Source organism: Pseudomonas anatoliensis (genome assembly GCF_017976235.1).
Lineage (GTDB): Bacteria > Pseudomonadota > Gammaproteobacteria > Pseudomonadales > Pseudomonadaceae > Aquipseudomonas > Aquipseudomonas anatoliensis.
Window position 1 is genome coordinate 721912 of sequence record NZ_JACVHC010000001.1, and the last position, 12849, is coordinate 734760.

Annotated in this window: 7 protein-coding genes; 2 read left to right on the forward strand and 5 right to left on the reverse strand. The window is 55.8% G+C overall.

Annotated elements, in window-relative coordinates:
• The first annotated feature begins 116 nt into the window (after positions 1-116).
• On the forward strand, positions 117-1223 hold the full coding sequence (locus ICA16_RS03200; protein WP_210699913.1) for a PilT/PilU family type 4a pilus ATPase: 1107 nt from the start codon (positions 117-119) through the stop codon (positions 1221-1223).
• Between the two features lie 146 nt (positions 1224-1369).
• The gene (locus ICA16_RS03205) at positions 1370-5062 is read left to right on the forward strand and encodes a hypothetical protein (RefSeq protein ID WP_210699914.1); all 3693 of its coding nucleotides are present in this window, start codon (positions 1370-1372) and stop codon (positions 5060-5062) included.
• A 56-nt stretch (positions 5063-5118) separates the two neighbouring features.
• Here ICA16_RS03205 and ICA16_RS03210 read toward each other — a convergent pair whose 3' ends face one another.
• The 5 genes from ICA16_RS03210 to ICA16_RS03230 form a co-directional block, all read right to left on the reverse strand.
• Positions 5119-7074, reverse strand: coding sequence for an acetoacetate--CoA ligase (locus ICA16_RS03210; RefSeq protein ID WP_210699915.1), 1956 nt, complete (start codon positions 7072-7074; stop codon positions 5119-5121).
• Positions 7075-7230: 156 nt separating this feature from the next.
• Positions 7231-8004: a 3-hydroxybutyrate dehydrogenase gene (gene hbdH, locus ICA16_RS03215; RefSeq protein ID WP_210552857.1), complete on the reverse strand. Its 774-nt coding sequence runs from the start codon at positions 8002-8004 to the stop codon at positions 7231-7233.
• Between the two features lie 7 nt (positions 8005-8011).
• Entirely contained in the window at positions 8012-9403 is a 1392-nt protein-coding gene (locus ICA16_RS03220; protein WP_150615464.1) for a GntP family permease, read from the reverse strand.
• A gap of 283 nt (positions 9404-9686) precedes the next feature.
• Positions 9687-11102 (reverse strand): sigma-54 interaction domain-containing protein, encoded by a 1416-nt coding sequence (locus ICA16_RS03225; RefSeq protein WP_210552855.1) that lies wholly within the window; start codon positions 11100-11102, stop codon positions 9687-9689.
• A 166-nt stretch (positions 11103-11268) separates the two neighbouring features.
• On the reverse strand, positions 11269-12843 hold the full coding sequence (locus ICA16_RS03230; RefSeq protein WP_210699916.1) for an ABC transporter ATP-binding protein: 1575 nt from the start codon (positions 12841-12843) through the stop codon (positions 11269-11271).
• Positions 12844-12849: the final 6 nt, after the last annotated feature.

Sequence of the window (12849 nt, forward strand, 5' to 3'; positions counted from 1 at the left end):
GAGCGTCAGTCGGTAGGGCGGCGTCTACTATCCTAGTCTGATAGACGCGCATTGGCTCGCGGCGTCACGGCGCGGGTCCTCTCTGTTCATTGCAAGCTTCGCAGGTGCTTTTAGCCATGGAAATCGATGCACTGCTCAAACAACTGGCGAGTCGTCATGGTTCGGATCTGTTCCTCTCCACGGGCGCGCCGCCCAGTGCACGTTTTGAAGGCGTACTGACGCCGCTTAGCGAGCACCCGTTCAAACCGGGCGAGGTGGCAACGGTTGCCACCTCCCTGATGGACGCCGAGCAGCGCCGGGAGTTCGACCGGGATCTGGAAATGAACCTGGCAATCTCGCGCCCCGGCATCGGCCGTTTCCGGGTCAACATCTTTAAACAGCGTAACGATGTATCCATTGTGATCCGCAACGTCAAACTCGATATTCCGCGTTTCGAAGATCTAAAGCTGCCGCCAGTATTGCTCGAAACCGTGATGCTCAAGCAGGGGCTGATACTGTTTGTTGGCGCCACCGATTCGGGAAAATCAACGTCGCTGGCAGCGCTCATCGATCACCGCAACCGCCATAGCAGCGGGCATATCGTCACCATCGAAGACCCGATCGAGTACATCCACCGGCACAGGCTTTCGATCATCAACCAGCGTGAAGTCGGTGTCGACACGCGCAGCTTTCAAGCCGCGCTGAAAAATACCCTGCGCCAAGCTCCCGACGTCGTGCTGATCGGTGAAATCCGTGACCGAGAAACCATGGAACATGCGCTGGCGTTTGCCGAAACCGGTCACCTGGTGCTGTCGACCCTGCACGCCAATAACGCAAATCAGGCATTGGAAAGAATCATCAATATGTTTCCTGAAGAGCGTCGGGTGCAGTTGTTGCAGGCATTGGCGAGCAATCTTAAAGCCTGTGTATCGCAGCGACTTGTTCGGACGATAGACGGACTGCGAAGGGCTGCGGTGGAGGTAATGCTGGGCACGCCAACCATCGGCGATCTAATTAGAAATAATAAACTGGGTGAACTTAAAGTCATCATGGAGAAGTCAGTGGTGGAGGGGATGCGGACGTTTGATTTTTCCCTTCATAAATTGGTTGGAGAAGGAGTGGTGAGTGTCGAGGAGGCATTGAAAAACGCAGACTCTGTGAATGACTTGCGATTACGAGTCAAGTTGGATTTGTCTAAGGCGGGAGGTGACAAGTCGTTCGGAGAGTGGGAGTTGGCAGAGTGAAAATGGTTGATATTTTGAAGGTGTGGATCTCGATCTGCCGCGGCAGCGAAACTTGAGTTAATAAATCTCGGATTGAGAAATGCAGTTCTCTGGTTAATGTTTGTACTGTTGATTTCAACAATAAAGACATTGGGCGGAGAAATGACGTGAAAACAAGAAGTGTTTTAAGCGAAAGTGATGGTTCAACTACGCGTGATAATGAGCGATGCTTGCTTGCCGATGCGGCGGAGCGTAAAGAGATTGCCGATGCGCTTGAAGTGCTCGTATCCAGTAAAGAAGGAGAGCTGATTTCTTTAGAAGCTGAAAGGTTTTCGTTGCGGGAGCACTCCTCTCTTGGCTGTATGATCAAGCCCTTGAAGAGGGAACTAAATGATTTTATCAAGCGATATCATCCCGATGGGGTAGTGCTTGTTACAAATCGATCTTTTGAGCCTGCGGTGGCTGAGTTCGATGACTGGGATCAGATCCGCTTTCGAAATAGAGTCATCTACGATCCATACGCCCAGCCCTATATCACTTATTTCATGAGTGTTGCTGATCAAGTCGGTGGGTTCATGTCCTCGGTTATTGGTGAAGCTAGTTATGCTCAATGGCTATGCTTTCACGGCATGAAGGTGCCAGCTGTTAATGATCGAGAACAAATCCGAAAATTAGCGGCATTTCTAAAATGGGAGTACCGCGCGCCCGAGGCAATCGAAAGTTACTGGGAACAGTTAGAGGGGCACGAAGCTGATAGCGTTAAGTTGACCGCCTCGCAATACGAGGAGGTCCGTGCAATGACCGCCCAGTATGTTCAAGGTGGAAAAGGTTTGCTTGATACTTTATACGAAAGGGTCAGGCCTGTACTGCATGATGGTATTTCCTGGGAAAATGCTGATGATGTAATTCATAAGCTCATCTATAACTCCTTTTCTTATGGTCTCGCAAGAAAATACATTGCGGCATTAGGCTGGTGGGGTGCCGCCTCTGGCGAGAGTCTTGATAATAAAGACCTGGCACAAATGCTGTATACGGCGCTCATACTTGATCTTGATTCCCAGGTAGGTGGCAGTCAGCAGCGGAACGTAATTGCGGGTTATGATATTTATGAATCCAGTCGCTCAGCCGATGAAACATTGGAAAAAATTCGCCAGGGTTTTGAAGAGCATCTAGTCAGTAATAAAAAGGTTTCGCGCAAGTTGGCACCCTTGGCTTCGCATCTTGTGCTGTCGTCTGCAGCACCTGGGTTGCTGGTAAAGAATATTCCGTCCTGGCTCAAGGCGGGATCGGTCGGTTGGGTAACGTTCTGTCAAGCCGTGAGCATTTACGAACTTATTTCCAAAGGCGGAGTGCGGTTCCTTGATTACAAAGAAGTCATGCAGTTCGCCGATATAGATTCGCTAAGTCATGCATTGGGTCAGCTTCAGGGTGTGCTTGCCATTGAAGCAATTATTGATTGGGCGTTGATCAATGAAGTGATATCCAGAAGTGATCTTGAGGGATCAGTCAATGCTGCCTCTGATCGTGCGGTTGCCGCTTATGAAACCTTTTTGGAAGCCATGGTCAACACGGCGACAGCGTTTGCCCCCGTACCGGATCGAAAGCAATTGGCGTTGGCAACGCTGAGGCAGGCACTACCCGATGCCGAGACCGACTTTTTTGAGCAGCGAATACTCCGGCCACATCATTTCTCCGACTTCAGGGCTTCGATTCTGGATTTGTACATTGAAGGTACGCTAGACGGGCATGGCTGGAACTGGAGCCAGGAGCCGCATATTTTGCATGCAAACCCTGGGCTGGCAGGGTTGCCGCAAAATCAACACGTTTTCGAAACCGAAGTTCGGAAATTCCATGGCAATATTCATAGGGCTATTAAAACTAATTTAAAGTTGGGCTTGGCGGGAATGCCGCGCGAAGATCGCGAAATACTAGGGAGGAGTGCAATTGCCTTCTTTACAGTCCGCGAACCGGATACGAAACAGGAGTTCCCGCAAGGCAGCGGTTCTGGCGTTCTTGGTGCAGGAAGTGCTAACTCCAGGACGGTGCAGGTTTGCAACATAAATGATAAGGCGCGAGGCCGCTATGGAGTGATCATGATCGCTTCGTATGATAATAATAAAATGCGCTGCTATGAGCTGTTCAGTATGACCGGGGAGTGTCGAAGAAACGACGCTTTAGGAGACTTTGTGCTGTCGTCTGGAGTAATGGAAGCACCCGCCAGGTTAGTGTATGGGAGTGAGGGTAAGGGTCCGCTGCCTGAATTTTATCGTGCTCCTTTGCACGTAAAAAAATACGTTGGGGATGGCTCACGTCCTACTGGGTTCATGAATGTATTCATAGAAAAACTGGGAGCCATTCTGGCGCCGACAAGGCCCGTCGAAAATAAAAACAGCATATATCAATATTTTGTCAGCCCTCATTTCGAGGATATTGCAAATTTCGTTGTAATGCATAGACCTGTCGGAAGTGTCAGTGAGCTTGTTGAGAGTCTTACCGTTTTAACTGATAAAGAGATGGCGGACAAAAAATATGAAAGGTTTGAGACGTGGCTTGTGAACTTGACCATACCTTTTAAAAAGTGCGTTGAGGACTTGCGGTCAGGGGATAGAGATTTACTGGTCGATGGTATTTACGGTTGCACTATGGACGCTATCGGTATTGTCTTTGCGGTGTTGGGCGTTCCAGCAAAAATTTTGGGCATTGCCGCCAAGTCCATTTCGTTGGCCGCCAAGCTCCTTAAAACCGCAAAATATTGCTTGGCGCTAACAGTATCGATTTTGAATCCGATCGATGCCGCGTTACCCCTTCTCATCGGGTTTGGATTAAAGCAATTAAAAAATGGAATTAAACTTGGTCATCAGGCAGCCCGGTTGTTGGGCAAGGCTAATGCCCAGATATTTAGATTGACCGGGCGACATAAATACATCGATATGCTGAAGGCTGCCAGTCTGTCCCGGGTCGGAAAAGGCAAATGGCGCGCACTTGGTGCCACTGTTGATATCTCAAGCGTGCTCGCCGTTAGCAGAAATAAACGATGGTACGCCCTTAATAGTCGCGGTAATCCTTGGGGCAAGGCACTGGATGGTTTCGACTTGAAGAGCTTGGTTTTAATTCCAAGCATTCGGCCCATTGATTACACGATTCATGTAATTCGAAATGGTATGTCGATAGCAGGTATGAAGGTGAAAAGCGCCATTAGTGTCTTGGCGCGGAGGCAGTTTGCCCTTAAAACTGATCTTGCCATCGGTCTGTTTTTAGGTAGCACGAACAAGGCGCGCGACAAGCTTTCGGCTGTTATGGAGGTTGTTCGTTTAGACTTCAATGGCACATCAATCAGTAACTTTTTTCTAGATATAGCGAAGGTCGATAACCAGATTATTCAAGTTGATCAGAGCAAATATAGTGATTGGAAAAAGGCCGGGTTACAGGAGCGGGATAATTTTCAATACTTGCAAGTGAGCACTCAACATCTTAATGACCGATTTAATGCAGCGAGCTTTAGCTACGGTGAAGTGGCAGACGACCTGATTCATGAGATGGTTTGTGCGGGCCCTCGCAAGACTGAACTGGTTTCCGCCAAGGCTGCTCGTCTAAACGATGCCCCAGCCCTCAACGTGGCACCATTACTGAATCTCGCGGCGGGTCGGTTACCAAAATCTGATGGAACCGGGGCTTTTTACAACAGTGATGATGCCGTATCAAACGCAGATTCCATTGCTGTCTTGGCGTCTCTGCTGGCTCAGTTGGATCAGGCCCCCGCTCAATTCGAGAAAAACTTCGAAATCATGACCGACGCTGTCATCGCCAGCCGGGGGCAAACCATAAAAAGCGAGGTATTGATCAGGCTGAATTCCGTCTGACTCCGGGTAATACTGCGTTTTGACTGGGGGGACTGCGAATATGCTGTCCCAGGCTTTCAATCATTGAGCTCTGATCGATCCCGAAACTGCTCCAACGCTTCCGGATTGGCCAATGCATCGGTATTTTTCACAGGCAATCCGTGCACCACGTTTTTCACGGCTAGCTCCACAACCTTGCCGCTGATCGTGCGCGGAATGTCCGTGACCTCGACGATTTTCGCTGGCACATGGCGGGGTGTGGTGTTGGCGCGGATGACCTGGCGGATCTGCGCTTGCAGTGCCTCGTTCAGTTCAACACCGTCCTGAAGCCGCACAAACAACACCACCCGCACATCGTCCTGCCATTGCTGCCCGATAGCTACGCTGTCGAGCACTTGCGGGACTTTTTCAACCTGCCGATAAATCTCCGCCGTACCGATGCGCACGCCGCCCGGATTGAGCACGGCGTCCGAGCGGCCGTGAATCATCATCGCGCCATGTTGCAGTTGTTCGGCGTAATCGCCCTGCGCCCAAACGCCGGGGAACAGGCTGAAATAGGATTTGCGCAGCTTCTCGTCATCCGGGTCATTCCACAAACCGATCGGCATCGCCGGAAAATGCCGGGTGCACACCAACTCACCTTTCTCACCGATCACCGGCTGACCCGCGTCGTTCCAGACTTCAACCGCCATGCCCAGGCTCTTGCCCATGATCTCGCCGCGCCGCACAGGGGACAGCGGATTGCCGTTAACGAAGCAGGAAACGATATCGGTACCACCGGACATCGAGGCCAGGCAGACGTCCGGTTTGAAATCGCGGTAGACGAAGTCGTAGCTCTGCGGCGACAAGGCTGAGCCGGTGCAGAGCAGGGTTTTCAGGGCGCTCAGATCATGGCTTTCGCGGGGCTTGAGGTCGCTGTTTTCCAGGGTTGCGAGGAATTTCGGGCTGGTGCCGAATACGCTGACGCACTCATCTTCCAGCAGGTCCAGCAAACGCTCGGGACCTGGGTGAAAGGGCGAACCGTCATACAGCACCACAGCGCTGCCGACCGCGAGGGCCGACACCAGCCAGTTCCACATCATCCAGCCGCACGTTGTGTAGTAGAACAAACGGTCTTCGGGACCGAGGTCGACGTGCAATCCATGTTCCTTGACGTGTTGCAGCAGCACGCCGCCGGTGCTGTGCACGATGCATTTCGGCACGCCGGTGGTGCCACTGGAATACAGCACGTACAGCGGATGAGCGAACGGTACCGGGACGAAAAACGGCTCGCCACCCGGCTTGTAGAAATCATCCCAGAGCGTGACATCGGCGTGCGTTCGATAATCTTCCACGCGGGCCTGCGAGCGCGCGTAAGGCACGATGATCAGCTGTTGCAGCGACGGCAGTTGCGCAAGGATTTCATTGAGCTTGATCGTCTGGTCGATCTCTTTGCCGGCGTAGCGATAGCCGGCGCAGGTGATCAGTACTTTCGGTTCGATCTGGCCGAAGCGGTCGATCACGCCATGGGTGCCGAAGTCCGGTGATGAGCACGACCAGATTGCCCCAAGGCTGGTGGTCGCGAGCATCGCCACCAGGGTCTGCCAGGTGTTGGGCATGCACGCCGTCACCCGGTCACCGAGGCCAACACCAGCCGCTTGCAGGCTGGACTGAAACCCCGCGACCTCGCGGGCCAGTTCGGCCCAGGTCAATTGCTCGCGCTGACCATTTTCCGCCACGCTCACGACCGCCACGGCATCATCACGTCGGCGCAGCAGGTGTTCGGCGAAATTCAGCGTCGCTCCGGGAAACCATTCGGCGCTGGGCATTTTCGTGCCTTCGCGCAGCACGGTGTCGGGCTGGGTATGGAAGCCGATGTCGAAGAAATCAACGATGGCTTGCCAGAACACTTCGCGCTGATCGATGCTCCACTGGTGCAGGGCAGGGTAGTCGCCAAGGTTCAGCGAATGGCGCTGATTGACCCAGCGCCGGAACGTGTCCATGCGCGATTTGGCGATGCGGTCGGTGTCGGGTTGCCAGAGGATGTCGGACATTGGTTGCCTCTTTTTATCTGATTCATACACATGGCTCAGGTAGCACATCGATCCCTTGTAGGAGTGAGCCTGCTCGTGATAGCGGTGTGTCAGTTGATACAGCTTTGACTGACCCACCGCTATCGCGAGCAGGCTCACTCCTACAGGGTGCGCGGCTTACTGCGCCAACCACCCACCATCAATATTCCACGCCGCACCACGCACCTGGCTGCCGGCCTCGCTGCACAGAAACAGCACCAGTTCGCCCAGATGCTGCGGGGTTACGAATTCCAGTGACGGCTGTTTCTCTGCCAGCAAATCATGTTGCGCCTGCTGCGGGTCGATGCCCTTGGCTGCGCGATCATCGATCTGCTTCTGCACCAGCGGCGTCAATACCCAGCCCGGACAGATAGCGTTGCAGGTGACGTTACTCGTCGCAGTTTCCAGGCCGACCACTTTGGTCAGCCCGATCACGCCATGTTTGGCCGCGACATAAGCCGCTTTGCCGGTTGAGCCTACCTGGCCATGGACGGAGGCAATGTTGATGATTCGCCCCCAGCCCTTGGCGCGCATGCCCGGCAAGCTCAGGCGGGTGCTGTGAAACACCGAAGAAAGATTGATGGCGATGATCGAATCCCAACGCTCGACCGGAAATTCTTCTACGGCTGCGACGTGCTGGATGCCAGCGTTATTGACCAGAATGTCGACGCCGCCGAACTCGCGGTCGGCGTACGCAATCATCTCGGCGATCTGCGCCGGGTCGCTGACGTCGGCCGGATGATGGCCGACCTTGCCGCCGGACTGCGCTACTTCAGCAATCACTTTGGCGGCATCGCCGAAGCCATTGAGAATCACGTTGGCCCCGGCCTTGGCCAGCGCGAGGGCAATGCCCAGGCCGATGCCGCTGGTGGAGCCGGTAACCAGTGCGGTTTTGCCCGAAAGAGTCGTCATCAATACCTCACACAATGCCAGTGGCGTAGAAAGTGCCGATCACCACGAAAACCGCCAGGGTCTTGATCAGCGTAATACAGAAAATGTCTTTGTAGGCTTCGCGGTGGGTCAGGCCGGTGACCGCCAGCAGCGTGATCACCGCGCCGTTATGCGGCAGGGTGTCCATGCCGCCGCTGGCCATCGCGGCCACGCGGTGCAGCACTTCCAGCGGAATGTTTGCCGCGTGTGCCGCGCTGATGAACTGCTCCGACATCGCCGCCAGGGCAATGCTCATACCGCCGGACGCCGAACCGGTGATACCGGCGAGCAAGGTCACGGTGATCGCTTCGTTGACCAGCGGATTGGGGATTTGCTTGAGCCAGTCAGCCAACACCAGAAACCCCGGTAGCGAGGCAATCACCGCGCCAAAACCGTATTCGGAGGCGGTGTTCATGGCGGCCAGCAACGCGCCGCTGACCGCACTTTTGCTGCCCTCGGCCAGTTTGCTGCGAATCGCTTTAAAGCCAAACACCAGCACCATGAGGATGCCGATCAGCAACGCCGCTTGTACCGCCCAGATCGCCGTCAGTTTGGCGATTTCCGTGGTGACCGGCGTGGCCATGCCCGGCAGCGCGAGGCTGTGGGTCTTGCCGTACCACTGCGGAATCCACTGGGTAAACAGCAGGTTCATGATGCCCACCGCCAGCAGCGGCGACAGCGCAAGCCACGGGTTCGGCAGCTTCAGGTCTTCGGCCGTTTCCGGCTCATTGCGCAGCTCGGTGCCATAACCCTCACCGGCACGCTGGGCCTTGTTGCGCTGGCGCTGGAGGAACAGCATGCCGGCACAGAACACGAAAATCGTACCGATCACACCCAGCCACGGCGCTGCCCACGCGGTGGTATTGAAGAAGGTGCTGGGAATGATGTTCTGGATTTGCGGGGTGCCGGGCAAGGCATCCATGGTGAACGAAAACGCGCCGAGGGCGATGGTCGCCGGGATCAGGCGCTTGGGGATATTGCTCTGGCGAAACATCTCCGCGGCGAACGGGTAGACCGCAAACACCACGACGAACAGCGAAACGCCACCGTAGGTGAGCACGGCGCAAACCAGCACAATCACCAGCATGGCCTGCCTGGTGCCAAGCAGACGAATCGCCGCAGCGACGATAGAGCGCGAGAAACCGGACAGCTCGATCAACTTGCCGAACACGGCGCCGAGCAGGAACACGGGAAAATACAGTTTGATGAAACCGACCATTTTTTCCATGAACACCCCGGTGAAGGCAGGGGCGACGGCGGAAGGGTCGGTCAACAGGACAGCGCCGAGAGCGGCAATCGGGGCAAAAAGGATAACGCTGTAGCCACGGTAGGCCGCGAGCATCAGCAGCGCGAGGGCTGCCAAGGCAATGATCACACTCATGGTGTGCTCCTTCGATTGTTATTTTTGTGGTGAAACGGATGTAGGAAGGAGTAATAGCGAGATGCGTGCCAAGTTCGTAACGTATTGAAATGTAAGGGGAATGGTTGATTTTGTTGCAGGAATTCACGCTCATTGTCTCTATAGAGAGACGTTTATGAGATCAAAAGATCGCAGCCTTCGGCAGCTCCTACAGGGACGACGCGAATTACACTTGTAGGAGCTGCCGAAGGCTGCGATCTTTTGATCTTGATTCAACCGTCTCACATCGGAGATATTTATCTCGCTATTGAGACTCGGCAATCCCCAACGCCACCATCTTCTTGTACAACGTCGACCGCCCAAGCCCCAGCCGAGCCGCTGCTTCCGGCACCTTGCCCCCACATTGCACAAGCGCAGACTGGATCAACTGTCGGTCAAACCTCTCTCGAGCCTGGGCGAAAGTTTCCTCGGCCAACGGTTCAACAACCGGGGTGCCGGTTCGCTCCACCGGTGTAAACGTGCCGATTGCCGCACGAATGTCGCTCTCTGAAAGCATCAAATCATCACTGAGCAGCGCCGCCCGTTCCAGTACGTTGCGCAGCTCGCGAATGTTGCCCGGCCAGGCATGCTGCCCGAGCAACGCCAAGGCTTCGCGGTGCAGTTCGTGCTGGCTGCGCAGCTCTTCGAGGATGGCTTCGCTGAGCGCTGGCAGGTCGTCGAGCCTGTCCCGTAACGGCGGCACATTGATGGGCAATACGTTGAGTCGGTAATACAAGTCAGCGCGGAACTCACCGCGTTTGATCGCCGCTTGCAAGTCCGTCGATGTCGCGGCGATCACCCGCACGTCGCTCTGGATCACGTCATTGGAGCCCACCGGCTCGAACTCTTTCTCTTGCAGCACGCGCAGCAATTTGCTTTGCAGCGGCAACGGCATGTCGCCAATTTCATCGAGGAACAACGTGCCACCCTGAGCAATCTGCAGTTTGCCGGTGCGACCCTTGCGGTCAGCGCCGGTGAAGGCGCCCGGTGCCGTACCGAAAAATTCCGCTTCGAGCAGCGCCTCGGGGATCGCCGCACTGTTGATGCTGACAAAAGCCTTGTGTGCCCGTGGCGAAGCACTGTGGATCGCCTGGGCCAACAGCTCCTTGCCGGTGCCCGTTTCGCCGAGCAACAAAACCGGCGAGTCGGCACTGGCGCTACGGCGAGCGCGACGTTTGACTTCGAGGCTGGCGGCACTGGTGCCGATGAAGTGCGCAAAGTTGTACTTGGTCTGCCGCGCGCGCAGCAATGAGCGGGTCGAGGCCAGTTCTTCCTGCATGCTCAGGTAGCGCTTGAGCATCGGCGACAGCGTGCGCAACTCATCAAACAGGGCGAAGCCGATGGCGCCGATCACCGTGCCGGCATCGTCGTGAATCGGCAGGCGCATCACCACCAACGGCTCTTTCGGTGTGTCCTGCATGTCCAGCAGAATCGGCCGTCCGCTGCGCACCACTTCACGCAGCAGACTGCCGGGGATCACGCTTTCACAGGGTTTGCCAATCGCACCTGCAGCAGATTCGAGGCCGAAACGTCGGGCGTAGCGTTCGTTCATCCAGACGATGTTGGCGTCGCGATCGACAATCACCGTGCCTTCACTCGATTGCTCGATGATCTCGAACAGCGAGCGGATCGCCAGGGTGCGAACCCGTTGGTAGTCCTTGAGGCTTTCCGTGCTGTTCATGAAGGCTGATCCTGAATGTGTGTTGCCAGTGCTGGCCTCATCGCTGGCAAGCCAGCTCCCACAGTTTCATTGGTGTACACAACATTTGTGAACGACCGAAAACCCTGTGGGAGCTGGCTTGCCAGCGATAGCCGCGACTGGATTTCAAGCCGGGCGCCAATTATGCCTACCCCGGATGCGCCGCCGCCAACAGCTCTTTGGTATACGGATGCTGCGGCGAATCAAACACCTCATGACTCGCGCCACGCTCGACCACTTTGCCGTCCTTGATCACAATCATGTCGTGGGCCAGAGCGCGTACCACCGCCAGGTCATGGCTGATGAACAGATAAGTCAGGCCATGTTTTTCCTGCAGATCACGGAGCAGGGCGACCACTTGTTTCTGCACCGTGCGATCCAGTGCCGAGGTCGGTTCATCGAGCAAAATCAGCGCCGGTTTCAGTACCAGCGCCCGGGCAATGGCGATGCGTTGGCGCTGACCACCGGAAAACTCGTGGGGGTAGCGATGACGGCTGTCCGGGTCGAGGCCGACTTCCTTGAGCACACGGATCACTTGTGCGTCGCATTCGTCGGCGGTGGACTCGCAATGCACTTCCAGACCTTCGCTGATGATCTGCGCCACCGACATCCGCGGGCTGAGGCTGCCGAACGGATCCTGAAACACCACCTGCATCTGCCGACGCCATGGTCGCAGTTGCTTCTGGTTGAGACTGTCGAGCGCTTCACCCTGGAAGCGAATACTGCCTTCGGAGTCGAGCAAACGCAGGATCGCCTGACCGAGCGTCGACTTGCCTGAGCCGGACTCACCGACAATGCCCAAGGTCTTGCCGCGCTGAATGTTCAGGCTGATGCCGTCCACAGCGCGCAGGTATTGTTTGCGCTGAAAAAGCCCGCCACCGACGAGGAATTCGACCCGTAGATCCTCGACCACCAGGACGTTCTCGCGTTCATCACGGGGCAACGCTTCGCCATCAGGCTCGGCGTTGAGCAGCACGCAGCTGTAAGGATGCTTCGGCTCGGTGAAGAGTGTTTCGCAGGGCGCCTGCTCGACAATCTCGCCGGCCTTCATCACACAGACACGCTGGGCAATGCTGCGCACCAGATTGAGGTCGTGGCTGATCAACAGCAGCGACATGCCCAACCGCTGTTGCAGGGATTTGAGCAGCAGCAGGATCTTGCGCTGCACGGTGACATCGAGCGCGGTGGTTGGCTCATCGGCGATCAGCAACTCCGGTTCGCAGGCCAGCGCCATGGCAATCATCACCCGTTGACGTTGGCCGCCAGATAACTGATGCGGATAGGCCTTGAGCCGCTCTTTGGGTTTCTGGATGCCCACCAGTCCTAGCAGCTCGAGGATGCGTTTTTGCGCCTCTTTGCCGCCGAGGCCGCGGTGCAGCAACAGCGTCTCGCCGATCTGCTTTTCGATGGTGTGCAGCGGGTTGAGCGAGGTCATCGGCTCCTGAAAGATCATCGCGATGCGATTGCCGCGCAGTTCACGCAGGACCTTGGGATCGGCGCCGACCAGTTCCTGCCCGCGATAGCGAATGCTGCCGCTGGTATGCGCGTCGCTTTCGGGGAGCAATTGCAGGATCGAATGCGCCGTTACCGACTTGCCCGAGCCGGACTCACCGACCAGTGCCAGGCATTCTCCGGGGCGGATATCCAGGCACAAGTCGCGCACCACGGTCTGACCATGGAAGGCGACGTTCAGATTACGGATTTCAATCAGGTTGTCAGTCATGGTCAC

What these genes read in the sequence shown, in the direction of transcription:
- ICA16_RS03210 (WP_210699915.1), bottom strand. Translation starts at nt 7,074, where the DNA reads ATGTCCGACATCCTCTGGCAACCCGACACCGACCGCATCGCCAAATCG.
- ICA16_RS03230 (WP_210699916.1), bottom strand. Translation starts at nt 12,843, where the DNA reads ATGACTGACAACCTGATTGAAATCCGTAATCTGAACGTCGCCTTCCAT.
- ICA16_RS03200 (WP_210699913.1), top strand. Translation starts at nt 117, where the DNA reads ATGGAAATCGATGCACTGCTCAAACAACTGGCGAGTCGTCATGGTTCG.
- ICA16_RS03225 (WP_210552855.1), bottom strand. Translation starts at nt 11,102, where the DNA reads ATGAACAGCACGGAAAGCCTCAAGGACTACCAACGGGTTCGCACCCTG.
- ICA16_RS03220 (WP_150615464.1), bottom strand. Translation starts at nt 9,403, where the DNA reads ATGAGTGTGATCATTGCCTTGGCAGCCCTCGCGCTGCTGATGCTCGCG.
- hbdH (WP_210552857.1), bottom strand. Translation starts at nt 8,004, where the DNA reads ATGACGACTCTTTCGGGCAAAACCGCACTGGTTACCGGCTCCACCAGC.